This is a genomic window from Streptomyces capitiformicae (assembly GCF_002214185.1).
In the GTDB taxonomy this organism is placed as follows: Bacteria; Actinomycetota; Actinomycetes; order Streptomycetales; family Streptomycetaceae; genus Streptomyces; species Streptomyces capitiformicae.
Genome location: NZ_CP022161.1, coordinates 319,953 through 344,012 on the forward strand (window position 1 = coordinate 319,953; position 24,060 = coordinate 344,012).

The 24,060-nt window shown below is 69.6% G+C and carries 17 protein-coding genes and 1 pseudogene; 8 read left to right on the plus strand and 10 right to left on the minus strand.

Annotated features, from left to right (window positions below; translation table 11 throughout):
- The first annotated feature begins 1 nt into the window (after position 1).
- The 7 genes from CES90_RS01365 to CES90_RS01395 are packed head-to-tail and all read left to right on the plus strand — an operon-like array spanning position 2 to position 11,032.
- Positions 2 to 364 carry a GPW/gp25 family protein gene (locus CES90_RS01365; RefSeq protein ID WP_189781918.1) on the plus strand — a complete coding sequence of 121 codons (363 nt, stop codon included), beginning with the start codon at positions 2 to 4 and terminating at the stop codon, positions 362 to 364.
- The gene (locus CES90_RS01370) at positions 361 to 2,337 is read left to right on the plus strand and encodes a baseplate J/gp47 family protein (RefSeq protein ID WP_189781917.1); all 1,977 of its coding nucleotides are present in this window, start codon (positions 361 to 363) and stop codon (positions 2,335 to 2,337) included. Before CES90_RS01365 ends, CES90_RS01370 begins: the two co-directional genes overlap by 4 nt.
- Positions 2,334 to 4,808 (plus strand): putative baseplate assembly protein, encoded by a 2,475-nt coding sequence (locus tag CES90_RS01375; protein ID WP_189781916.1) that lies wholly within the window; start codon positions 2,334 to 2,336, stop codon positions 4,806 to 4,808. The genes CES90_RS01370 and CES90_RS01375 overlap by 4 nt, the downstream gene beginning before the upstream one ends.
- Positions 4,805 to 6,922 carry a phage tail protein gene (locus tag CES90_RS01380; protein WP_189781915.1) on the plus strand — a complete coding sequence of 706 codons (2,118 nt, stop codon included), beginning with the start codon at positions 4,805 to 4,807 and terminating at the stop codon, positions 6,920 to 6,922. The genes CES90_RS01375 and CES90_RS01380 overlap by 4 nt, the downstream gene beginning before the upstream one ends.
- The gene (locus tag CES90_RS01385; RefSeq protein ID WP_189781914.1) at positions 6,919 to 8,844 is read left to right on the plus strand and encodes a DUF6519 domain-containing protein; all 1,926 of its coding nucleotides are present in this window, start codon (positions 6,919 to 6,921) and stop codon (positions 8,842 to 8,844) included. Before CES90_RS01380 ends, CES90_RS01385 begins: the two co-directional genes overlap by 4 nt.
- An 8-nt stretch (positions 8,845 to 8,852) precedes the next feature.
- Positions 8,853 to 9,395 carry a hypothetical protein gene (locus CES90_RS01390; protein ID WP_189781913.1) on the plus strand — a complete coding sequence of 181 codons (543 nt, stop codon included), beginning with the start codon at positions 8,853 to 8,855 and terminating at the stop codon, positions 9,393 to 9,395.
- Between the two features lie 17 nt (positions 9,396 to 9,412).
- Complete coding sequence (locus tag CES90_RS01395) at positions 9,413 to 11,032, plus strand: eCIS core domain-containing protein (RefSeq protein WP_189781912.1); 1,620 nt, start codon at positions 9,413 to 9,415, stop codon at positions 11,030 to 11,032.
- Here CES90_RS01395 and CES90_RS01400 read toward each other — a convergent pair.
- The 10 genes and pseudogenes from CES90_RS01400 to CES90_RS49200 all read right to left on the minus strand — a co-directional run bounded on the left by CES90_RS01400 (position 11,029) and on the right by CES90_RS49200 (position 22,207).
- The gene (locus CES90_RS01400; protein ID WP_189781911.1) at positions 11,029 to 11,202 is read right to left on the minus strand and encodes a hypothetical protein; all 174 of its coding nucleotides are present in this window, start codon (positions 11,200 to 11,202) and stop codon (positions 11,029 to 11,031) included. The two genes, CES90_RS01395 and CES90_RS01400, sit on opposite strands and share 4 nt — an antisense overlap.
- The gene (locus tag CES90_RS49195; protein WP_189781910.1) at positions 11,187 to 13,085 is read right to left on the minus strand and encodes an ATP-binding protein; all 1,899 of its coding nucleotides are present in this window, start codon (positions 13,083 to 13,085) and stop codon (positions 11,187 to 11,189) included. Before CES90_RS49195 ends, CES90_RS01400 begins: the two co-directional genes overlap by 16 nt.
- A gap of 6 nt (positions 13,086 to 13,091) precedes the next feature.
- The gene (locus tag CES90_RS01410) at positions 13,092 to 13,745 is read right to left on the minus strand and encodes a DUF4255 domain-containing protein (RefSeq protein WP_189781909.1); all 654 of its coding nucleotides are present in this window, start codon (positions 13,743 to 13,745) and stop codon (positions 13,092 to 13,094) included.
- Positions 13,742 to 14,098, minus strand: coding sequence for a hypothetical protein (locus CES90_RS01415; protein WP_189781908.1), 357 nt, complete (start codon positions 14,096 to 14,098; stop codon positions 13,742 to 13,744). Before CES90_RS01415 ends, CES90_RS01410 begins: the two co-directional genes overlap by 4 nt.
- 902 nt (positions 14,099 to 15,000) lie before the next feature.
- Positions 15,001 to 15,714, minus strand: a complete 714-nt coding sequence (locus CES90_RS01420) for a hypothetical protein (RefSeq protein ID WP_189781907.1) — start codon at positions 15,712 to 15,714, stop codon at positions 15,001 to 15,003.
- Positions 15,714 to 16,232 (minus strand): phage tail protein, encoded by a 519-nt coding sequence (locus CES90_RS01425; RefSeq protein WP_189781906.1) that lies wholly within the window; start codon positions 16,230 to 16,232, stop codon positions 15,714 to 15,716. The genes CES90_RS01420 and CES90_RS01425 overlap by 1 nt, the downstream gene beginning before the upstream one ends.
- Positions 16,233 to 16,254: 22 nt before the next feature.
- Positions 16,255 to 17,889: a phage tail sheath family protein gene (locus CES90_RS01430; protein WP_308437845.1), complete on the minus strand. Its 1,635-nt coding sequence runs from the start codon at positions 17,887 to 17,889 to the stop codon at positions 16,255 to 16,257.
- Between the two features lie 965 nt (positions 17,890 to 18,854).
- Positions 18,855 to 19,094 (minus strand): annotated as a pseudogene (locus tag CES90_RS01435) (IS110 family transposase); the annotation flags it as partial.
- 576 nt (positions 19,095 to 19,670) lie between these two features.
- A complete protein-coding gene (locus CES90_RS01440; RefSeq protein ID WP_189781904.1) occupies positions 19,671 to 20,402 on the minus strand; it encodes an AfsR/SARP family transcriptional regulator in 732 nt (243 codons plus the stop codon).
- 437 nt (positions 20,403 to 20,839) lie between these two features.
- The gene (locus CES90_RS49200) at positions 20,840 to 22,207 is read right to left on the minus strand and encodes a LysM peptidoglycan-binding domain-containing protein (protein ID WP_229913695.1); all 1,368 of its coding nucleotides are present in this window, start codon (positions 22,205 to 22,207) and stop codon (positions 20,840 to 20,842) included.
- Positions 22,208 to 23,396: 1,189 nt separating this feature from the next.
- Here CES90_RS49200 and CES90_RS51865 point away from each other — a divergent pair.
- The gene (locus CES90_RS51865; protein ID WP_373313302.1) at positions 23,397 to 23,837 is read left to right on the plus strand and encodes an eCIS core domain-containing protein; all 441 of its coding nucleotides are present in this window, start codon (positions 23,397 to 23,399) and stop codon (positions 23,835 to 23,837) included.
- Positions 23,838 to 24,060: the final 223 nt, after the last annotated feature.

A 24,060-nucleotide genomic window follows, 5' to 3' on the forward strand; every position in this document is an offset into this window, starting at 1 on the left:
GGTGAACATCGGCTTCCCCTTCCGGATCGGCCCCGGCGGCAGGACCGCCCTGGTGGACGAGGAGCAGTACATTCGCGACCTGATCGAACAGGTGCTGTTCACCGCCCCCGGCGAACGGGTCAACCGTCCCACCTTCGGCAGCGGCCTCCACCGACTCGTATTCGAACCCACCGGCGGCGAACTGGCGACCGCGACCCGGCTCATGGCGCACGGTGCGCTCCAGCAGTGGCTGGGCGACCTCGTCGAGGTACAGGCCGTGGACATCACCGCGGAGGAGGCCACCCTCCGGGTGACGGTGAGCTACCGGACCCGCGCCATGGACCGGCCCACCGCCGCTGTGTTCACCCGGAGGCTGCCCCAGTGACGGAAGCCGACGTCCCGAACGACTCCGATCCCCGCCCACCGCGCCCCCTGCCGACCGCACCCGTCTCCACCTCGCCGATCGACTACCTCCACCGGGACTACGCGGGGCTGCGCCGACTGCTGCTCGACCGGCTGTCGCTGCTGCTGCCCGGCTGGAAAGACCGCGGGCCCGCCGACCCGGCGGTCACCCTGGTCGAGCTCTTCGCCTACCTCGGCGACCAACTCGCCTACGCGCAGGACGCCGTGGCCACCGAGGCCTACCTCGGCACCGCCCGGCGCCGGGTCTCGGTGCGCCGCCACGCCCGGCTGCTCGACTATCGGATGCACGAAGGAGCCGCGGCCAGGACCTGGCTGGCGGTCCAGGTCGACGAATCCATGGCCGGGGCGAGACTGAACAGTGGCACCGAGGTCGCCACCGATGACGGCAGCGTGGTCTTCCACACCCTGCACCCCGTCGAACTCCGGGCCGCCCGCAACACCATCGAGATCTACACCGCGGACGAGGAACGCAGCGTCCTGCCCGCCGGAGCCACCACCACAACCCTGGTCGGCAGCAACACAACGCTCCAACTGCGCGCCGGGGACGTGCTGCTGTTCGAGGAGGTGCTCGGCAGCGGCGGCGACCCCGCCGGCGCCGATCCGTCCCACCGCTGGGCCGTACGTCTCAACGCCGACCCGCTGCCCCATCGGGTCTCCGACACCGATCTGCTGCGGGTGAGCTGGGACCAGGAGGACGCACCGCCCTTCCCCCTGCGACTGTGGCGCTTCCCCGGCGGGGGCGACACCACGGTCGGGGCCACCGTGGTCCGCGGCAACGTCGTACTGGCCGAGCACGGCGCCCTGGTCGGCCCCGAACCGCTGACCCCCGCCGAGGTGCCGACCCGGGGGCGGTACCGACCCCGGCTGGTCCACACCGGGCTGACCCATGCCGTGCCCTACGACCACCGGCAGGCCACCGCACGGCCCGCCACGGACGCACTCACGATCCGCCCCGCCGAGGCGGTGCCCGTGATGGTCGAACTGAAGGACAGTGCCACCTCCTGGACCGTGGTGCCCGATCTGCTCTCCGGCAGCCGCTTCGCACCGGAATGCACCGTGGAGACCGACGACGACGGCCGAGCCCACCTGCGCTTCGGCGACGGTGTGCACGGCCGCGCCCCCGCACCCGGGGCCACGTTCACGGCGGTCTACCGGACCGGCGGAGGACGGGCGGGCAACGTCGGCAGGGAAGCGCTCACCCAGCTGGCGCAACCCCTCCGCGGCGTCACCGTCCGCAACCCGATGCCCGCCCGGGGCGGAGCCGACCCCGAGCCGGTGGAACAGGTGCGGCAGTGGGCACCGCAGGCGTTCCGGGTCCAGCAACGGGCGGTCACCGACGACGACTACGCGGAGGTCGCCGGACAGCAACCGCAGGTCCGGCAGGCGGTCGCGACCCGGCGCTGGACCGGCTCCTGGTACACCGAGACCGTCACCGTCGACCGCACCGGCGGCATTACCCCCGACCAGTACTTCCGCCGACAGGTCGGCAGCCGTCTGGAGCGCCACCGGATGGCCGGGGAGGACGTCCGGGTGACCGCTGCCGTCCCGGTGGCGCTGGACATCGTGATCACCGTACGGGTCGCTCCCGGCCACCCCCGCGGAGAGGTCAAACGGGCCCTGCAGGACGTCTTCACCGCCGGACAGCGATCGGACGGCACACCCGGCTTCTTCCACCCCGACCGCTTCGCCCTCGGCGCGCCGGTCCATCTGAGCCAGGTGGTGGAGGCAGCCATGGGTGTGCACGGGGTGCTGTGGATCGACACCGACGACACATCACCCAAACCCAACCGCTTCGGGCGCTGGGGACACCCGCCCGCCGGGGAACTGAGGCAGGGCCGGATCCCGATCGGGCCGCACGAGGTGGCTCGCTGCCCCAGTGACCCGAACCTGCCCGAGCACGGCCGGATCGACTTCGTCATGGAAGGCGGCTCATGAGCACCCCCGTACCCGGCGGGGCTCCCGGGGTGCCCAACCCGCCGGGGCGCCCGGCCCTCTCGTACCGGATCACCACCCACGGCGACACCCTCGCACGGAGCCTGGCCGAGGTGTCGCGACGGCTGCCCGGACTCACCACGCACAGTACGGACGACCCCGCCGTCGCCCTGCTGGACGCCTGGGCCTCGGTCGCCGACATGGTGGCCTTCTACCAGGAGCGGATCGCCAACGAGGGCTTTCTACGCACCGCCACCGAACGCATATCGGTACGGGAACTCGCCCGCTCGATCGGCTACGAGCTGCGACCCGGAGCGGCAGCCTCCGCCTACCTCTCGTTCACCGTGGAGGACACCCCGGGGACGCCCGGCCGCGCCGTCGTACCCGCGGGCACACCGGTGCAGAGCATCCCCGGCCAGGGAGAACTGCCGCAGACCTTCGAGACCGGGGCGGAACTCCAGGCCGTCGCCGAGCACAACGCGATCCGCCTGCGGCTGCGCCGCCCGCAGCTGGTCGGCCTTGGCACCACCCGCCTCCACCTGGCCGGAACCACCACCGGACTGCGCCCCGGCGACGCCCTGCTGATCCGCTCCACCGCAATGCATCACGCCTGGCAGTTCCGCATCCTGCGCACCGTCGAGCCGCTGCCCACCGACCCGACCGGACGCCCGCCGACCACCGTGGTCGGCTGGGACCAGGACCTCAACATGCCCACCTCAAAGGGCGTCGAGGTATACGCCCTACGGCTGCGGGCCTCGTTCTTCGGCCACAACGCGCCCGACTGGCGGACCATGCCCACCTCGGTCCGGGAGAGCTACCTCGCGGCAGCCGGCCCGCGAGGTACGGCCGCGTTCGACCAGGCCCAGTTCGACCAGGCCCAGCTCGACCAGGCCCACCTCGCCTCCGCCACACAGTGGCCCGGCTTCGCCCTCACCGACCCGCCCGAAGAGGATGACGACCCGGTGATCGAACTCGATGCCGCTCATCCCGCGCTGCTCCCGGGCTCCTGGCTGGTGCTCCGGGCACCCGGAGTGCAGGACGAGCTGTACAAGGTCGTCGAGGCCGACCAGTCCGCCGCAGCGGACTTCACCCTGACCTCCACCACCACCCGGCTGCGGCTGCGCGGCACCGGGAAGGTGTCACCGTTCGACCGCCGCGCAACCGTGGTCCACACCCAGTCCGAAAAACTGCAACTCGCCGACGAACCCGACACGACGCTGGTGACCGGACCCGGCCTTTGGCTCGAACGGCCCGTGACACTGAAACCCGGGGCACCCGTCGTGGTGACCGGCACCACCGACCAGGGTGTCCCGTCCACCGCCGTCCACCTGATCGACACGGTGGCGGAGGACGGCACCTCGATCGTCCTCGACCGGCCCCTGGAGCACCCACTCGTCCCGGCCTCGGTGCTGTTGCTCGGTAATGTCGTCGCCGCGACCGCCGGGCAGACCACCGAAGAGGTGCTCGGCAGCGGTGACGGCAGAGCCACCCACCAGCGGTTCACCCTGCTGCACAAGGACCTCACCCATGTCTCCGCGCCGACCGCGAGCGGGGTGCGCGACACCCTGGCCGTCCAGGTCGACGGCGTCACCTGGACCGAGGCCCCCTCCCTGTTCCCCCTCGGCCCGCACGACCGGTCCTATGTGGTGCGGATCCAGGACGACGCCACCGCGACCGTGGTCTTCGGCGACGGGGAACGCGGCGCCCGGCTGCCGTCCGGACAGGAGAACGTCCGCGCCACCTACCGCACCGGCATCGGCCCCCAGGGCAACGTCGGGGCCGGCTCCCTCTCCCTGCTCGTGAAACGGCCACTCGGCATCCGCGCCGTCGACAACCCCCTGGCGGCGACCGGCGGTACGGCCCCCGAGCGGCCGGACGACGTACGAACCCGGGCACCACTGACCGTCCGCACCTTCGACCGGGTCGTCTCCCTGGACGACCACGAGGCCTTCGCCCGGAACTTCACCGGGATCGCCAAGGCCAAGGCGACCGTGCTGCGCCCGGCTCCGATGCCCTTCCTCCACCTCACCATGGCGGCCCCGGACGGCGCCGTCCCCGACGACACCCTGACGGCCCTGCGGGCAGCCCTCGAAACCGACGGCCTCCCCGGCCGCCGACTCGGCCTGGACAGCTACCTGGAGCTGCCCTTCACCCTCGCCGTCGCGATCCTGCCCGCACCGGACCGTGAACCGGACACCGTGTCCAGCGCGGTCGAGCACGCCCTGGCAGAGCTGTACTCCTTCGAGCGACGCGACTTCGCCCAGCCCGTGACCGCCGCCGAAGCGATCGCCACCACCCAGCGGGTCCCCGGGGTGGTGGCCGCCAACCTGACCGAACTCCACCTGACGGGCGGGTCGGTCGCAGTGACACCCCTGCTGCCCGCTCGCGGAGCCCGCCTCGACGCCTCGGGCACGGCCGTCCCCGCCGAACTGCTGGTCCTGAAGGAGCTCTCCGTGGAGGTGATGACGTCATGAGCGAGGACCGGCCGGTGTACGACCTGCTGCCCGCCGTGCACCGCAACCGCGACGCCGAACTCGGCCACCCGCTGCGCGCCCTGCTCGAACCGGTCGAGGAGGAACTGCGCAGACTGCGGGAGGACATCGACGGCCTCTACGACAACTGGTTCGTGGAGACCTGTGCCGAATGGGTGCTGCCCTACCTCGGCGACCTGCTCGGCGTCGAACCCGTGGCCGCGTCACCGGACGGAGCAGCGCCCAGACGGGCCTTCATCGCCAACACCCTCCGCCACCGGCGGCGCAAGGGCACCCCCGCCACCCTGGAAGAGCTGGCCCAGGACATCACCGGGCTGCCCGCCAAGGTCGTGGAGTACTTCCAACTGCTCGGCACCACCCAGCACGTCAACCATCCACGCCTCGGTAATCTGCGCACCCCCGACCTGCGGGACACCGGGCGGCTCCAGCTGCTCGGCACCCCCTTCGACCAGGTGGCCCGTACCGCCGACGTCCGCCATGTCGACCGCGGGCGGGGCCGTTACAACCTCGGCGCGGTCGGGCTCCATCTGTGGCGGCTCAGCTCCCACCCGTACACCGACGTCGACGCCCGCACCGTGGACGCCGCCGCGGGCCGCTGGACCTTCGACCCGGCAGGCCGCGACCTGCCGCTGTTCACCCGGCCACGTGGCGGCCCCACCCGGGAGACGGAGATTCCGGCGCCACTGCACCGCCTGACGCTCCATCAGCACATGGAGCGGCTTGTCTCCGGACCCGACCCGGTGTTCCGGATCGGCCTGCCCGAACCCCACCGGCTGATCGCCGCCGACCTCAGCGAATGGACCCGGCCGCCCGAGACCACTGACGGCCCTCCATGGGTCGCCGTGGACCCGCTGCTGGGCAGGTTCACCCTGCCGCCCGGGATGGAGCCGGACCGGGTGCGGGTCGACTTCAACCAGGGGAGCCCCGGCGACATCGGGGCCGGTCCCCACGACCGGCGGGCGACCCTCGCCGCCGCGCTCTCGGCTGCCGGAACACCCTGGCCGGACACCGTCGACTGGCAGATCGGGGTGAGCCGCAACCACGCCCAGGACCGACGCGAGCCCTCCTACGGGCGGGTGGTCGCCACCCTCCACGAGGCCGTGCAGGCCTGGAACACCCGGCCGGATCAGGCACCGGGCCAGACCGGGGTCATCGTGGTGATGGACAGCGCCACCTACCAAGAGAACCTCACGGGCAAGCGGGCGATCGAGATCCCCCCGGGCAACCGGCTGCTGCTGGTCGCCGCCCACTGGCCGTCCGGCCTCCTCCCCCAGCCACCGGACACACCCGCCTCCGCCCCGGGCCCCTTCGCCGCCGCCGGACCCCGGCCGCACCTGGTCGGCTCGCTGGAGGTGGTTGCCCCCCGCGGACGGGCCGCCCGCCCGGGCGAACTGATCCTGGACGGCCTGTCGGTCGAAGGGGGGATCACTGCCAGGCCCGGCGACCTGGACAGCCTCGTGGTCGCCGACTGCACTCTCACCGGTCAACTGCGGGCCACCGACAACCCCCGTCTGACCGTACGACTGATCCGCACCGTCTGCGCAGGGGTATCGCTGCGCCGCACACTGCCCGGCCTCCGCCTGTCGGACAGCATCTTGTACGGAGGCCGGGCGGCGGTGGACGCTGCCCCCGCAGACGTCGAGATCGAGGCCTGCACGATCCTCGGAATGACGCTCGCCCGCACCCTGACGGCCAGTGACAGCATCCTGCACGGCGGCATCAAGGTCCGCAGGGGCCGCGAGCACGAGCAGGGCTATCTGCGGTACAGCTACGCCCCGCTCAAGTCCGCCGTCTCCCGGCGCTATCGCTGCCACCCCGCCGACCCGGCGGCCGCCGCCCGGGTGGCCCCGAGCTTCATCTCCGAACAGCAGGGAGCCCCCGGCTTCTGCCGACTGGCTGCGGACTGCCCGAGCGAAATCGCCACAGGCGCGGAGGACGGCGGCGAACTGGGGGCCTTCCACTTTCTGCACCAACCGTGGTGGATGGCCGACCTCACCGCGCAGCTCGACCGCTATCTCCGCTTCGGTCTGGAAGCGGGTGTCTTCTTTGCCGACCCGACTGACCCGACTGACGCTTTATTGGAAGGACAGCAATGAAGGGCGACTTCACCCGGCGGACGTTCCGCAGCGGGAACCACTACCGCGGCGTGCTCATGCAGCAGGGCCGGGTGCAGCTTGACGCCGACTGGAATGAGCAGTTGGACATCCAGCTCCACCACGACGAGACCACCGCGCGGGATGCCATCGGCGCCCATGGCGGACCGCGGGGCGCCGCCGGATTCGCGATCACCGATCCCAAGGGCGCCGATCCCCGTGACTGCCCTCCGGAGGACCTGTGGCTGTCCCTGGGCCGCTACTACGTCGACGGCATTCTCTGCGAGAACGACAACCCGGTGCAGCTGGAGAACCAGCCCGACCTGCCGGAGCTGGGGCTGCCCGACGCCGACGGCCGGTTCGTCGCCTATCTGGACGTCTGGCGGGAGCACCTCACCGCCCTGGAGCGGCCCGAACTGCGCGAGGTCGCCCTCGGCGGCCCGGACACGGGCACCAGAAGCCGTACGGTGTGGCAGGTCCGCCTGGAGCAGATGGCCAACCCCGAGGCCACCCCCGACAAGGTCGCCCAACCCTGGAAACCGCGCGACAGCAGGACCCGCGGGCAGCTCCGCGCGCGGGCGCAGCCGCCGGAGGCCGGCCCCACGCCGGGCGTCGTCCCGCCGCACGCGGGCTACCGCCGGGTGGAGAACCAGCTGTACCGGGTGGAGATCCACGAGGGCAGCGACGGCAGCCCGTCCTTTGTATGGTCCCGGGACAACGGCACGGTCGCCGCACGGCTGGTCGGCTGGTCCCCTCAGGCGATCACTGTCGATTCCCCCGGCCGGGACGAGGCGCTCGGCTTCTCCATGGGCCAGTGGGTGGAAGTGACCAACCATGCCCGCACCCGTCGGGGAGAGCACGGCGCCCTGGCCCAACTGGGCGAGGTGTCTGGTACCGAGCTGAAGGTTGTTCATTGGGTGGGCAACCCGCTCGGGCTGTCCGGCTCCCCCGGTGCCGTAGTACGCCGCTGGGACTCCCCGGGCGCGGTGCCGATCACCGGCGACTGGATCGAGCTGGAGGACGGCGTACAGGTCCAGTTCGAGCCGGGCGCCTTCCATCGCACCGGCGACTACTGGCTCATCCCGGCCAGGACCGCCGCCCTCTCCCTGACCGACCTCGACTCCGACATCCCCGGAAACGTCGAATGGCCCCGCGGGGAGGACGGCGTCCCGGTCTATCAGCTGCCGGACGGCATCAAGCACCACACCGCCGCCATCGCCCTGCTCGACCGCGTCAGCGGTCTGTGGACCCGGGTGTCCGACTACCGTGCGCTGTTCGCTCCGCTCGCCGCGGCCGCACCGGGCCTCCACGTGAAGCACGTCCGGCTGCTGCCGCGCAAGGAAACGAACGAAATGGACGAGGACACCAACGACGGGGAACTGGGCAACGACACCAGCGTCGCCACGGACGACTTCCTCCGCAGCTTTGTCGTCGTGGGCTTCGACGATGTCCCGGCCCCCGTGCCCGCCACCGACCAATCCGTGCTCACCGTCACCCTCGACCTGCCCTACCCCTTGTCCCCCGCCGAGCGGGACGCCTGGCGGTTGCCACCCGGCCAATTCCTGGGCACCCAGTCCTTCGACCTCGCCGGCGTCTTGAAGAACGCCGGTAGCGCATTGCGTTGGATACCGGACCTTTTCCTTGTCAAACGCCTGCAGTCACTTCTGCTCGACAAGGAGATGCCCGACCGCATCCGCTGCCGCCTCACCCTCAACGGCCGCGCCCTCACCGCTAAGGACCACCCCGACCGCCTTCTCAACGGCCTCGCCCTCACCCGGCCCCGCCCCGACGGCACCACCGAAGTGGTCCTTCCCACCGTCGACGACGTCCGCGGCGCCGACTTCACCTTCTGGTTCTGGATCGAACGCGCCCGCGTCAAGAGTGCCTTCGACGACTCGACATTCGACGAGAACGTTTTCAGCTAAGGAGAGCCATGTCCCTCGACGAGAACCTCACGAACAAGCAACCCGGTGACCTCATCCGCTCCAAGGAATGGAACATCCTCGCCTCCGAGACGGTCCGCCTCGTCGACGCCGCCAAACTCAACAGCCAGTTGATCGGTATCCAGATGCAGCGGGGGTTGGAGTGGGAGAACGAAAGAACGTCCGGGGACTGGCACATGGTGGCCAAGGAGACTGTCAACGTCGAGACCGACACGTCGTTCCTGCTGGTCGGGCAGGGTCACGGGCTCTCGAATGCCTCAAATGTTTCTCTGGACGTGGCCATCAGGGTCAACGGGAAAATTCTTGGGCACGAGGCCACGAACGACCTTTTCTGGGGCATGGGGCTTGTTTCCCCTACCGTCAGCGGCAACACGTCGATCTGGACCCAGATCGTGGCAATCGCGGAATGCTCGATACCGAGCGGCGAAAGCGGGGTCGAGCTTGTCATGCGATGCCGGAAGCCGAACGGGGGGGGCGGTGCGGTGAAGTTCAACGCCCCCACTCTCTGGCTCATCCGCCTCGGCGCCAGCTGACCGAAAGAAGGCCTGCCATGTCCCTCCGCAGATCCCAGGCTCTGCAGCGCGTACCCAAGTCGACCTCGGTGCCGAACCGCCCCGAGGAATCACGCGCCCCCGGGCCGCCCCCTGCCGTCTCGGGGCTCCGGTACTCCTTCGCGAACACGGAGGTTGCCCCCAGCACACAGGTCCAGAGGGTGTTGAGCGCCCCGGGACGCCCGTTGGACGAACCACTGCTCCAGGAGATGGAGACCCGCCTCGGCGCGAACTTCTCCACCGTACGGATCCACTCCGACCCAGCCGCCGAACGCTCCGCAACGGCCGTCGGCGCCCGTGCCTACACCTCTGGCGAACACATCGTCGCCAGTCCAGGCGCTCTGGACCGGCGCACCATCGCCCATGAACTCATCCATGTACTCCAGCAGCGCAGCGGTCCCGTGGCGGGCAACGACCACGGCGACGGGCTGCGGGTGAGCGACCCCTCCGACCGGTTCGAACGCGAGGCGGACGCCAACGCCCAGCGTGCCATGGCCGGCCCGGCTACGACCGTGCTGCAACGGAAGCCGAGTGCCGGGGGCGGCAGGGCACCGGTTATGAGATCGTCCGGGGCGTACATCATTCAGCGAGCGAAGGGCCATTCACGGAAGGATAAAAAGCCCAGGCGTCGGCGTGCCAGCGTGGCGGGCATAAAGCGGAGAATTGCGGCTCTGAAGCTCGTGAAGGGGCACTCAGGAGCCGGCATGTGGACGAGGAAGGTTAACGTGAGAGGCCCCAAATCATTCAAGAAACTTCCGGACCGACAGATCCTCCGACACCTCTCTGCACAGTTCTTCTGGTATGTCAAGAACCGACTGAACGAGGAGGAGCAGGAGTTTCAGGCAATGTATGTGAACGAGCGCATAGTCGTAGCCAGCAACATGGATTCTTCGACTTTCGAGCTAGCAGAGAAGTTGATCAATGAATTCAATTCCTACATAGAGGGTAAAATTGACAGAAATCCACTCCGCAGTATTCTCTCTCGGGTTCAGAACCAGGGTGACTCGCGGGCCGAGAACTCTGCCGAAAAGATCTCCAAGCTGATTGACCCGAAAAATTCCAGGAAGCCACGAAAGGGGGCCGAGCACATGGTTCATAGGCTGCAGAAGTCGGCCCTGGCCAATCCGATCATGAAGGCGAGTGGCTCCTCGATCGGTGATCTGATCAAGAGCACTCGTGGTACTGGGAAGATAATCTTTCTGACGGAGGCGGGAGACTACCATGCTGAGCAGAAGCTGGTACTTGCCCTCCAGCGATCGGAATTCGATGGAAAAGCTCACATATATGGGAAAAAGCGGCCTTGTACACTCTGCTCGGCAACTCTGGATTATGCCGTTGCTCGAGGAGGCATGGATATCGATTTCAACCGCCACCCCGGTGGGTATTGGCATACCGCGGCCCCCGGACTGGTGAAACTCGCCAACATGTTGGGAGCAAGCGCTGACGAGTTCGAAAAATGGCTCGATGATTGGGGTGGCAAGCTGGGCATCAAAGGTATGAGCAAGGCCGTCAGGATGAACAGTAAGGGGGTGAAAATCTCGGATCAGGCATATGACTCGGCTTCGGATAACGAGCTGGGGGAAAGCGGTGACGAGTCGGATTCGGATATGGAAGATTAGGACTGCCCTTCGCTGACGGTTCTCCAGCGCGTTCCGCTGGGCATGTCGCGCAGAGCTGCCAGGATCGCCGGGACGAGAACGTCGTGGTCACCGGTGAGGAGGGCGGCCACGGCGTCAGGGGTGAGGTCGATGGTGAGAGCGTCGATGTGGATGGTTACGTCGTCGTCCATCCGGTGACCTCGGTGGTGGTGAGGGGGCGTTCGAGCTTGGCGTACTCGGTGCGGGCGGCGGCCAGCAGGTGGTGCATACGGACCGGTTCGCCGGAGTCCGCCGCGAGGTAGGCCGCGGAGAGGGCGATGGTGCTGATCGTGCCGCCGGGGACGGAGAGTTGGGCCAGGGCGGCGGGGTCCAGGCCGTCGGTGGGGGTCTCCGGGGGGAAGGCCCTGCGCCAGATCTCGGCCCGGGCAGAGGCGTCCGGGAAGGGGAAGTGGACGGCGAAGCGCAGCCGCCGCAGGAAGGCCGGGTCGAGGGTGTCCTTGAGGTTGGTGGTGAGGACGGCCAGCCCCCGGTAGGCCTCGATCCGCTGGAGCAGGTAGCCGACCTCGATGTTGGCGTACCGGTCGTGGCTGTCCTTGACCTCGCTCCGTTTGCCGAACAACGCGTCGGCCTCGTCGAAGAGCAGCACCGCACCGCCCGCCTCGGCGGCGTCGAAGACCCCGCGCAGGTTCTTCTCGGTCTCCCCGATGTACTTGCTCACCACCTGGCTCAGGTCCACCCGGTACAGGTCGAGACGCAACTCCCCGGCGATCACCTCCGCCGCCAGGGTCTTCCCGGTGCCGCTGGGCCCCGAGAACAGCGCCGCGGTGCCGAGCCCACGACCCGTACGGGCGGCGAAGCCCCAGTCCTCCAGGACGGTGACCCGGTGCCGTACATGGGCGGTCAGCTCATGGAGGACGCGAAGCTGATGGTCGGGCAGGACCAGGTCCGCCCAGCGGGCGCGGGGCTCGATCCCCTGGGCGAGGCCGTCCAGCGAGGGGCGGGCCAGCCGCCGGCAGGCATCCCACAGCGCGGCGCCCGCCTCGGGCGCGGCCAGTGCCTCCGCCGCCGCGGTGTCGACCGCTTCCAGGCCCAGATCGAACTGCCCCGCCACACGGTCGATCCAGGCCGAGAGGCCCGCCGCGGCCGGACCGAGGGCCTCGCGCCAGACAGCCCGTGCGTCGTCCGCCCGAGCCGGGCCCACCTCCACGCGAGGACCCGAGCCCACGATCGGCTCGCGTGAGATCACGACCGTAGGGACGTCGAGTCGGTCGGCCAGGTCGAGGGCGAGGCGGGAGCAGTCCGGGACCGTGTCGTCGACCTCGATGATCCAGGCGGTCCCGTTCAGCACGGTCTCCCGCTCGCACAGTCGCGCCAGCAGGTCCCGTTCCTCCGGGGCCTTGGGGAGGTCGGCGGCCCGCAGGCAGACGGGCGAGGCGTGGAATTCCGTGCAGGCCCCGACCGCGGCCGATCTGAGATCCGGGACCGGTCGGCCGTAGAGCAGAACACAACCGGACTCGGCCCGGGACCAGTGGGCCGCCACCTGCTCGCCCGCCTCCCTCAGCGGCACAGGGAGCGGACCCGGCTCGGGGAGTCGCACGGTGAGCGGTTGAATCCTGGGATCCAGGTAGGCAACCCCGGTCAGGGCGTGCAGGATCCGCTCGTCGATCCGCAGGGCGCTGACGGTCGGTGTCTCCGGGTGGGTGAGTTCGACCAGATGCCAGCGCCGCAGCGGCCCCGCCGGAGTGAGCGCGGTCCAGTACGGGTTGGCCAGCTTCGCCAGGCCCAGGCCGAAGGTCGCCCAGGTGCGCTCCGGTGCGTTCTGGGCCTCGGCGCAGGCATGGGCGAAGTCCGTGTCCAGTGCGACGCCGGCGCACATCAGCAGCAGATCCCGCTCGAAGTCCGACAGCTCGAAACCGTCTTCGATGTCCTCGAGCGCCGGGGGCGCGGGCATCGCCTTTCGGAGGTCGTCACGGTGGCGGGCGGCGTCCTCCAGGCCGTCCCCGCCGCTCAGCCGGAGGCGGAGCACATCGAGTGCGGCCACCAGATACCGCTGGTTCGCGGTGAGCCAGTCCACGTCGCCTCACTCCTTCCGTGGCTTCAACCGCACGTCGATCGTGCGGGTCGCCACCGGTGTGGCAGTTGTCGGCACCTCACGGCCCTCGATCAGGACCGCCGTCGCCTGGTAGGCGATCGACAGCCGGTAGGAGGAGGGGTAGAGCAACGACCACAGCTTGGTCGACTCCTCCAGGTCCATCGGTTGCAGGCTGAAGCGCACCGAGTCCGGTTGATCCGCCAGGTCCGAGTGCTGCTGCCAGTCATTGGGGGGGACCGCATCCGTCGCGAACCGGCGGATCAGTTCCGGGCTCAGCACCGGCCGTGAGGCGAGCGTGCTCACGGTGAGGCCCAGCAGCCGCTGGGGCTCCAGGGTGGATTCGTCACCCGAAAAGGTCAGCAGATAGTGCAGGTCGAGCGCCTGCCGAGGACGCGCCACGAGTGACTGGCCGTCGGCACCGCGGGTCGGCAGATCGGCCAGTGTCCAGGCGCCGTTGGGGGTGACCCGGTACAGGTAGACATTGATCCCCCGGGCCTGCGCATCGGTCGCCGCCAGCGACTGGGGGCGCAGGGTGGTGACCGCGGTGTTCTCCACACCGCCCAAGGAGGGGTCGGCGAGGGCCTCGACCAGTGTCCGGGTGAGTGCGGCGGTCACCATGGCCACCGCGAGGTGGTTGCTCATCGCGGCCCTCCTTCTTCCGTACGGCGGGCCAGATAGTCACCCAGCGACAGCGGTCGGGCCGCACGGTCGGGTTGCGCCCGGCGCGGCGGCCGGGGCCGGGACTCGGCGGACCGGCCGGGCTCCGGTGTGGTCCGTACCTCCACCCGCCCGATGTTCACCGTCACCCGGGGCGGCTGTGGCGGCTGCTCCGCAGACCGGAACACCGGCGGTATGGCATCACGTACGGCATCCCTGAGCGAACGCTCCCCGGGCACGCGGAGGTCGGCGGCACGGACCGAGTCGACGGATGACGTCGGCGAGCGCTCCGGTGACGCGGCGTCGAGTGTGAGTTCTCGCGCGCGGGTCGACAGCACGACGGGACGGTGGGATGCCGGTGGCAGTGGGGCCGGCGCGTCGGCCCACCGGGGTTCCGGCGCGAGTGGTGCGGGTGGAGGAGGCGAGATCTGCGGGACCGGGACCGGGACCGAGAACGTGGGGGTGGGGGGCAGTTGTGCGCCGATGCTCATCTCCGGCCGCTCCGGCGACGGCTGGAAGGGCGCCCCTTTCGCTCCAGCAAGGGCATCCCAGGCTGCCGCGAGTGGGGGCACAGCTTCCCGTTCCGGGTCAGGCATGCCTGTTGCCACGAATGTCGAGGGGGTGGTGGCGGTGGAAGCAACGTTTACGGACGCCGAAGGGGCGATGCCGGTGGAAGCAACGCCTGCGGACGCCGAAGAGGCGACGCCGGTAGAAGCAACGCCTACGGACGCCGAAGAGGCGACGCCGGTCGGAGCAACACCTGCGGACGCCGAAGAGGCGACGCCGGTAGAAGCAACACCTGCGGACGCCGAAGAGGCGACGCCGGTCGGAGCAACACCTGCGGACGCCGAAGGGGCGGCAGCGGTAGGAGCAGTGCTCGCGGAAACAGGAGGGGCGATGCCGGTGGAAGCAACGCCTACGGACGCCGAAGAGGCGACGCCGGTAGAAGCAACACCTGCGGACGCCGAAGGGGCGGCAGCGGTAGGAGCAGTGGTCCCGGAAACAGGAGGGGCAGTACTTGCAGGAGCAACACTTGTCGGAACAGAAGGGGCTGCGCCGATTCGATCGCCACCCGCAGCAGGAGCAGAAGGCGCGACGGCGGCGAGCCCGTCCCCTGGGTTCTCGCCCTCATCCCAGCCCGGGAGTTCGTCCGCCACCGGCTCGAACCGCCCTCTCGGCCGGGGTTCGAGCACGGGGGTGAGCCCGAGGGTCCGCTCCACCAGGTGGGTCAGGAATCCGCTCACTGTCTCACCAGTTCCAGGTACGCGGCGCGGCGCGCCGGGCTGAGGGCCAGCACCTCGGGCTCGGTCCAGCCGTAGGCGGTGGCCAGGACGTGCACCTGGTGCAGCAGGGCGACCGCCTGAGCCTGGACCTCGGCCCACAGCAGGGCGGGTATGTCCAGGGCCGCGGCGGTCTCCGCCCCGCAGTCGGGGCAGCCCGTACGGACGGTCACCGCGCCGCCCGGGGCTGCCTCCTCCATGGCCGCTTCCACCGCGGCGGCGGTCTCCTCGTCGAGGTCCTCGCCACTGCCGGCCTCGGCCTGTACGCAGCGGGCGAGCAGCAGCCGCCTGCCCGCCACCGCGTCACGGCCCCGGAGCAGACGCAGGTCGCCGGTGCTGGGCAGCCGGAACCGCACCCCGGAGCCCGAGACCTCCGCCTCCAGCAGGGCGCCGGGCTCACGCCACGGCGTCCTGGGAAACGCGGTCAGGTCCAGGGGTACGTCGAGCCGTTCACCGCATCCGGTGCACCTCACGCACGCCTGCACGACCCCGCCCGTGAACCTGCTGAGGACATCGACGAGGACCGCGTCACGGCTGCCCACGTCCGCCGACTCGGCCTGGTCGCGTGACAGCCCGGTCGCCGAGGCCAGCAGGGTCACGGCGCGGTCGAGCGTGTCCTCCCGCACCCCGCGCTCCCACGCGGTGATCGTCCAGGCTGGGTCGAGGCCGCTCATCAGCCGGCGAAGGTGGGCTCTGTGGGCTCCGGGACGTCCACGTCGCGTTCCCAGCCCTCGTTCTCCAGCTTGATGTGCTGGATCGCGACGGCGTTGGCGTTGGCATCGAGTTCGGGCAGCGCCTGGTACTCGGACACCCAGCAGCGGAACACCTTGTAGGCGATGGCGAGTTGGCCCGCCTCGTTGTAGACCTCGATCACGATGTCCTTGCGGAAGTCCCGCAGCGACAGCTCCGAGGCCAGTCCGGCGCCGTGCATGTGCACCTTGTTCGCCCACTGCTCGAAGTGCGGGTCGTGGGTGACGCCGCGTTCCAGAGTGATGGCGGCGTAGTCGGTGCGGCCCGGTGACTTGCGGCTGCTGCTGGGGTCCCCGCCGTCCCGATGCGACACCACTTCCGTGGTGCGGGTGAGGGCACCCACCTTGCTGACGCCTGCGACATAGAGACCGTCCCACCGCACACGGAACTTGAAGTTCTTGTACGGGTCGAAGCGCTGTGCGTTGACAGTGAACTGGGCCATTCTTGTCCGCTCTCGGTGTCTGTCAGGCCTGGGCCTGGGCGATCTGCTGTATCTGCAGCACCACGAACTCGGCGGGCCGCACCGGCGCGAAGCCGACGACGATGTTGACCTGGCCTGCGTTCACGTCGTTCGGTGTGGTGGTCTCGCGGTCGCATTTCACGAAGTAGGCGTCCCGCGCGGTGGTGCCATGGAACGCGCCCTGCCGGAACAGGTTGTGCATGAACGCACCCAGGTTCAGCCTGATCTGCGCCCACAGCGGTTCGTCGTTGGGCTCGAACACCACCCACTGGGTGCCGCGGAAGAGGCTCTCCTCGATGTGCAGGGCGAGCCGGCGGACCGGGAGGTACTTGTACTCGTCGCCCAGGTGGTCCGCGCCACGGAGGGTCCGCGCGCCCCACAGCACTGTGCCGGTTCCAGGGAACGTCCGAAGACAGTTGATGCCGTGCGGGTTCAGCATGCCGTTCTCGGCGTCGGTGAGGTTCACCTCGAGGCCGGAGATCCCGGTGAGGGTCGCGTCGACACCGGCGGGGGCCTTCCACACTCCGCGCGTCGCGTCGGTGCGGGCGATCACTCCGGCGATCGCGCCGCAGCCGACGAACGTGCCGATCCGGCCCCGGTCGGTCGGATCCGGTTGCATCAGCCGGGGGAAGTAGAGCACCGAGTTACGGGCCGCCTCGCCGGTGAGCTCGAGATTGTCCAGACTGCTCTTTTTGCCGGAAGGTGCGCTGACCGCGTTGGCGACCGTCATGTCTTTGGGCGGGTCGACGATCAGCACAGCGCGGCGCTTCGCGCAGTAGGTCTGCGCCGCCTGGTAGACGCCGGGGTCGGTGTTCCCGTCCAAGGTCGGCGGCGGGATGCACAGCAGGTTGAACAGATCGACATGGTCCAGCGCGTAGAGCCCTTCGTGGTTCGAGCTCGTGTCACCGCCGAAGTAGTCGCCAGGCTCCAGAGCAGCTCCATCCTCACCCTTGTCCGGATCGTCCACAATGGCAGAATTGTGGTCCGGGATTAGGTCAGGACGAACCGGGTCGAAGTCCCCATCTACCCGTACCAGTTGCGACTCGGCCAGGAGCACCGCGTCCACCCGCCGGGAACTCTCGACCGCGGTGACGTTGCGGAAGACTTCCTGCGGGCCCTTGTCACCAAGCCTGACAACCAAGTTGAAGAGGTCCTCTGGCTCCACCCCGAGTTGCTTGGCCACCATCGGAGGTGTGTCGTGATCGACGGTCGCTCTCAGGTCGTTCGCCCAGGCTCCTACGTCCGTAGCCTGCAGGACGATGGGCTTCGGGGGCTGCGAAGGCTTCGGGTCTTCCGGGGCCTCCGTCAGTGTCCGCCGGGCCGGTGCGGCCTTTGCGGTCTTGTCCGTCGTAGCCTGCGGTTTCAGTGTCAGCCGGGCCAGTGCAGGCTTTTTTTCGTCGACGGCCGGTGCGGGCTTCTTTTCACCCTCGGCCGGTGCGGGCTTCTTTTCACCCTCGGCCGGTGCGGGCTTCTTTTCACCGTCGGACTTGTCCGTCCTCACCAGCCGGACTACAACCGCCTGCCCGCCACCGTTGGCGAAGAAGTCGCGGACGGCGAAGCTCACCGTGCTGCCCTTGTACAACCCGCCGAAGACGCGGTCGTAGTCGGCCAGGCTGTTGATGACGGTGGCCTCGTTCACAGGGCCGCGCCGGGTCATGCCAACGAAGGCGGTGACCGAGGTCGCGACACCGGTGATGGTTCGTACCCCGCTCGGTAGTTCGGTGACGTAGACGCCGGGGTAGGAAGTCTGAACCGCCATGCTGCCCCATCTCGGGTCTGTCGAAGGGTGTACCGGGAAGTCCGGGAGCAGGCCCGGACAGGCGTGACCGTAGTGAGGCCTGCGTCACCGCTCCGTCACTGATGCGTCACCGGCCCCGTGACGGCCACGGCACCGGCCATGGATGACAAGTACCCCGTGAAAAACCTGTGGTGACGGAGTGTTTGACCGAGGTCATACGGACGGGGGGAACAGCTCCAGCTGGCCGGGGCAGTGCTCGACCGGTGCGGCGCTCTGCGAAGTCCATGTGGCCACCATGCGCGGTCGCCTGACGGGGTGCCGACCGGGTGTCACGTGACGGGCACCGCCGCGAGCGCCCGCCCGAGCTGCTCGGCGGAGACCGGGCCGCGCTCGGGAAGGCCAGCCCCGTTCCAGACGTGCAGGGCAGCGTCCTTGTCGCCGTCGGCGGCGAGGACGTGGTTCTTCGCCTCGTCCTCGCCGATCGCCTCCAGTTCGGGGCCGAGGTCCATCAGACGCACGGCGCCCCGCACCTTGTGCATGGGGTTGGAGGCAAGGCCCTCCATGTCCTTGTGGACGAGGACGCGGCGGCCGACGAGGGCGCGGGCACGTGCGATCTTGGCGGCGCCGGCGTCGGCGTCGCCTCGGTCTGTGCGAATGACCTCGAGGTCGCCGGAGACGTTGCGCGGCCGGAGGATGCCGCGGGTGCTGGTGTCCTCGATGGTGACGCCGAGGAGGGCGGCGGGGAACTTGGTGGCGGCCGCGAGGCGCTCGAGGTCGCGGGCGACGACGTCGCCGGGGACGAAGAGGTCGACGGCCAGGACCCGGACGCGGGCCTGCCACTGCGGTTCTTCACCGGGCGGGCAGGGGCCGGTGGCCTGGGCGACGGTCAGGGGCAGGGCGCCGATCGAGGCGGGCTGGTCCACGATCACCAGGACGATGCCGAACTTCGCCGTCAGCTTGTCGAAGACGGCCCGCAGTTTCGGCTCGCTGTTGGGCAGCTGCTTGTCGAGGAATTTCTTCCCGGCCGGGGTGAGCCCGTGGCCGTGGTGAGTGGTCTCGCCGACGTCCAGGCCGAGGAACACGCCCACGTCTTCGGTGTCGAACATCGCGCCTGGGCCACGTCACGCGCTTTCCTACTGAGCACCACTTCGCCAGCCATACCGGTACGGCCCGCTGGACGCCTCCAGCGGGAAGAACACCCGCCACCGCCTCAACACCGGGGGAAACCGAGCCCTCAACTCGGTGCCGCGCATGGTCGCTGTCTGCCCGATTCGCGACGGCGGCCGTGGACAGGAGTACTACCTGCGCAAGATCGCCGAGGGCAAGACACCGGCGGAGGCACGCAGCGCCCTCAAACGGCGCCTCTCGAATGTTGTCTATCGCACCCTCAAACCGCGACCGTCACAAGGCTCACATCACGATCGCTTGACACACAGAGGCGCTCATCAGCGTCTCCGACGGCGCCGCCCGGACCCGGTGACCCCACCCCCCAGGTCATCCGTTCTCATCCGTTCGACAGGGGGGAGCAGTCATGCCGGCCCGGAGGCCGGCGGCCCTCTTGCAGGACCGGGCAAAACACAGCGGGGGCAGCGTGGGATCCGGGGTGACTGCGCGTCCAGCCGCCCCATGGTGCAGTCGGGGCAGAGGTCCGTGTCCTCCAACCGAAAAGAGAAGCCGCCCCATCAGATCGGAGCCATCTTCGTCCGGTTCCGAAGAGGTTCTCGCCGGAACACCAGGTCGGTGAGGTCCAGGGACGGCTCCACGCCCAGTTGCTCCGCCAGCAGAGCGCGGAACCGTTGGTACTCGTGCAGTGCCTCGGCGAAGTTGCCCTCGGCGAGGTGGACCCCTATCACAGCGCGGCGTGCGCTCTCCCGCAGTGGTTCGCTGCGGACCGCTTCAAGCGCGGCGTCGAGCGCCATCGCATAGCCTCCCAGAGCGCACAGATCGGCTGCGGCCGCCTCAAGCTGGTGCAGGCGGAGCTGGCGCAGCCGATCCCGTTCGAAGATCACCCAGTCGTCGTCCCAGCCGGGTAGGAGCTCGCGCAGCCGTAATTCCGGCGCGTGCAGTCCGGTACCGCCGGGGTGGCGGAACCGGGCGCCCGCGGTAGCGACGAACTCGGTCACGTCGACCCTGACGAACTCGGCCAGGGCCAGCTGACCCCGCGCCGCCACGATCAGTCCGGGTACGGCGTGGTTGAGCCGCCACATGGTGGTCCGCAGGCTGCCCAGCGCTCGGTTCTCGGGCACGTTTGACCAGAGGGTCCCGGCGACGACGGTCCGTGGGGCGGGCCCGAGCAGACTCAAGAAGGCCAGCAGTCGTTGGCCATTGGTCACGGGATGGATCCAGGTGCCTTCCACCTGGAGACGGAAACCGTCGAACAGCTCGATCCGCCCTCTTCTGACTGATTCGCGCACAGGCGCACCAGGCGACGACACAAGGCCCCTCAAATCGTGGTGATGTCCAATGTGGATATTGAAACTTGACTGTGCCCGGCCCGACGGACAGCCCCTGACCGGCGCCGACTTCGACCAGCGCCCTGCTGCGCATGCTCAGGGACCTGGCGTGCGTCGTCCCAGATCAGCAGTACGAGGTACTTTTCGTTTCCCGCGGGTGAAAATCTTCCCGACTGTGATGTTCCCCAGTGGCTCGCGGAGGCGCTGACGCCCGGAGGGGGTCTGCCATCGGCCATCACCTGATGCGCATCCGCGACAGGCGGCCCGCACCCCGGCACTGTCGCTGGGGGTATCCCGTGGGAGAGCATCCGCCGTCTGCAGCAGGCGTCCGCCGCTGCCGCGGCGGGCACGTAGGCGCCGGTGCGTCGGGCTGGGCACGCTTCAGAGCTTCGGGATCTTCAGAGCTTCGGGATCTTCAGCGCGGCCCACGTCCTGGGGCCCGGGATCCCGTCCGCGTCGCCCGCCAGCTCGGGCCGGGAGCGCTGGAAGTCAGCGACGTTGCGCCTGTCCGCCTCCGACCATTCGGGTCCGGGACCGGAGGTGTAGTGCTTGCCGAAGCCGAGCTCCACCAGGCGCCTTCCGAGAGCGGTGACCAGGGGGCTGCGGCGGCCGGCGTGGAAGAACGCCGTCCCCGGAAACGGCTCGTACCGCGGTGTCGGCGGCTTCGCCGGGGCCGCCGTCGGCAGTTTCAGTTTCTGCCCCACGGAGATCTGGTCGGCGTCCTTGATGCCGTTGAGGGACAGCAGAGCACTCACGGTCGTGCGGTGCGCGGCCGCGATGGAGGTCAGGGTGTCGCCCGCCTTCACGGTGTAGGTACCGGGCCCGGTGTCCGGAGTGGTTCCCCCGCCGGCGGAGCGGGGCCTGCCCGGTACGATCTCGGTGTCGATGGCCCCGGGGTCCCAGTGGTTCTGGCCGGGGATCTGGGAGTGTCCGTAGTGGCCGCCCTTGTTCTCCCAGGTGGTTCTGGGACGCTCCGTCGCGGCGGCCGCGGTGGCCGGCGGGGCCCCGACGGGCCACACGTCCGGGATGCCGTGCGCGCGTATCGCGGTGAGCAGCCTCCGGAAGTTCGGCTTGGTCTTCGGGTCGAAACCCTTCGTCCACGGAGCGCGGGCACGTCCCAGCACCTCGATCTGGATGCAGACCCTGCCGGTTCGGTTCGTGCGTTTCGTGCCGTGGTTCTTCAGCGCTCTCGACGACAGGTTCAGGGGCCCGAACTGGCCCAGCCGGTCGGTGACAGGGCAGTAGATCACCTGCGGTTCCGCCCCGGCACGGATCAGGTAGGCGGCCACGGACATGAAGTAGTCGCCGCCGGCCGGGGATTCGGTGGTGTGCCACACGGCCCGCGGCGGCTCGAGCGGGGTGTCCATCGGTCCTCCGATGCGCTGCGCGCCGAAGCGGGTCACGCCGTCGATGTACGCCGGGCCCGAGGCGCTGTGCGGCAGAACGCCCAGGCTGCGTTCGCCGCTCAGAGTCCCTACGAAACCCTCACCGCTCTCGTCGTGGGTCTTCGGCAGCGGGTCGGGCTCGTGTGCGGCGTGCTCGGCCGGGCCGGTGGGCTCGTAGACGTCCAGGCCGCCGTCGTCGCGCAGGACCATGAAGGCGCCCTCGTGCCGGGGGTGTTCCTTGACGTGGCGATCGGAGCCCGGAAGGGCGGCGATGGCGCGTACCCGGTCGACGTGGGCCTGGTCGACGGTGCCCAGATAGGTGGTGGTGACGTCATGGGTGTCGGGGTCCGGGTGGTCGACCGCGACGTGGAAGGTGGTCATGTCGGAGTTCCGTTCTCGGGGTCTGAGGAGGTCTTCCCGCCCGGGCGGGGCGACGCGGGTACGCGGGCGGGGGACGTGGGGTGCACGCCTTGCCGACTCCGGGCGCGGGCCAGGACGGTTCGGGCCGCGGGAAAGGCGAGGGGTGAAGGGGGCGCGGTCGCGGAATCGGTCAGGAGCTCAGAAAGGTCACCCGCTCGGCCGTCTCGATCATCTGCCGGGCGAAGTCGCCGAATCCGAGCGACTCGACTCCCAGCGCCGCGGCGATGCTCCTGGTGAGATCGCCGATGGGCAGTCGACCACCCGGCCCCCTGGAAGGGGGTCCGCACCATGATCTCGCTGAGGTAAGGGAGATCCTCGTTCCGATCCAGACCGGTGGCCGTATCCCGGTAGGGGAGCCGGGTGAAGTCGTTGTCCGGTCCCCGCACATCGAGATCGTCGGCCAGACACAGTGCGCCGAGGTGGACCGGTACGACCAACGGTCCGCCGACGCTCACCGGTCTTCCGCCGCTGAGGTCGGACATGCGACGACTATTCCTTGCAACACGGTTCCCCCGGAGTCCAGCTGCTGGCCGAACGGTGTCTCTCCCAGATCAGCGAGCGTCAACGTAGTCGGCAAACAGCCGTGTGAAGAGCGCAGTTGATTGAAAGCGGCAGTACTGGCGACGGCGTGATCCGGCAGTCTCCACGGGAACTCGGGCCCCACGCGTACTTCACGACTGTGCGACCGCAACGACCGCGACGACCGCGACGACCGCGACGACCGCAGGGAACGAGGCTCTCGGCCCCGCTGGAGGCTGTTGTCGGGACGAGAGCCGGCAGCTCGCCGCAGCTGCTCCGGCAGCGGGCTCACCACGTGAGTTCCTCGTGAACGCCGACGCGGTCGAGCGCGACGAGAGCCTTGGGCGGGACCATGCGCGGGCCATCGTTCCTGGCGCGGTGAAGTTCCCCCTTCGCACAACGAGGGCGGCCCGATCCCTGTCCCTCGGGCGGGCCGCCGCCTCCGGTCCGGCCGGCAGGGGCGATGGGACCGGCTCCGGCACCGGAAGGTTCCCGCGCGGTTCTTCCGGTGGTCCTTCCCGTTGTTCTTCCTGGTCGCCCCTTCCGCCCCCGTGCTCTTCAGCACGCGGTCAAGCAGCAGCCGCTCCTCATCGAGTACAGGTGTCGTCCGTGAACGGCCTCGGAGCACGGCCTGCGGGCCGACCTGTCCGCCATGCGCGTCCACACCGGGCCTGCCGCCGACCCCCTTGCCCGCGGTCCGGGCGCCGAGGCGTTCGCCGGCGGATCACACGTGTTCTTCCGGCGAGGCGCCTATCGGCCGCGCTCCCCGTCCGGGTTCCGGCTGGCTGGCCCCCGAAGCCGCCCACCTCGTCCAGCAGGCCCGTGGCGGGGTCGGCGGAGCCAGGCGCGGAGGGTGGACCGTCAGCGTGCCCGGCGACCCCTGGGAGCAGGCGACCGACCGCTGGGCCGAGGGGAGTTGGTCCGCCGCCTCATGCGCGAACTGGGCCTGGCGCCCTGCCTGCCACGGCCGAGAAGGTTCAACCCCACTCAGGCTGCGGCCGGCCGCGTGCCGGACCTCGTCGGCCGCAACTTCACCGCGGACGCGCCCGGGAAAAGCTCGTCGATGACATGACCCATATCGCCGCCGGGAAGGCGGCTGTATCTCGCAACGGTCTATCGACTGCTGCACGATGGAAGTCTTCCGTTACGCGATGGACGACCACTACCGAAAGTCGCTCCCCCACCCTCCCCCCTCACTTCGCGGACGGCATCAGCGTCGCCCACGTCCACCCCACCAGCACCTCACCGACCCGCCTGTTCGAAAGGGAGGGCGACCGGCAAGCAGTGGTCGCCGG

What these genes read in the sequence shown, in the direction of transcription:
- CES90_RS01375 (WP_189781916.1), top strand. Translation starts at nt 2,334, where the DNA reads ATGAGCACCCCCGTACCCGGCGGGGCTCCCGGGGTGCCCAACCCGCCG.
- CES90_RS01380 (WP_189781915.1), top strand. Translation starts at nt 4,805, where the DNA reads ATGAGCGAGGACCGGCCGGTGTACGACCTGCTGCCCGCCGTGCACCGC.
- CES90_RS01385 (WP_189781914.1), top strand. Translation starts at nt 6,919, where the DNA reads ATGAAGGGCGACTTCACCCGGCGGACGTTCCGCAGCGGGAACCACTAC.
- CES90_RS01390 (WP_189781913.1), top strand. Translation starts at nt 8,853, where the DNA reads ATGTCCCTCGACGAGAACCTCACGAACAAGCAACCCGGTGACCTCATC.
- CES90_RS01395 (WP_189781912.1), top strand. Translation starts at nt 9,413, where the DNA reads ATGTCCCTCCGCAGATCCCAGGCTCTGCAGCGCGTACCCAAGTCGACC.
- CES90_RS01400 (WP_189781911.1), bottom strand. Translation starts at nt 11,202, where the DNA reads ATGGACGACGACGTAACCATCCACATCGACGCTCTCACCATCGACCTC.
- CES90_RS01410 (WP_189781909.1), bottom strand. Translation starts at nt 13,745, where the DNA reads ATGAGCAACCACCTCGCGGTGGCCATGGTGACCGCCGCACTCACCCGG.
- CES90_RS01420 (WP_189781907.1), bottom strand. Translation starts at nt 15,714, where the DNA reads ATGAGCGGCCTCGACCCAGCCTGGACGATCACCGCGTGGGAGCGCGGG.
- CES90_RS01425 (WP_189781906.1), bottom strand. Translation starts at nt 16,232, where the DNA reads ATGGCCCAGTTCACTGTCAACGCACAGCGCTTCGACCCGTACAAGAAC.
- CES90_RS49200 (WP_229913695.1), bottom strand. Translation starts at nt 22,207, where the DNA reads ATGACCACCTTCCACGTCGCGGTCGACCACCCGGACCCCGACACCCAT.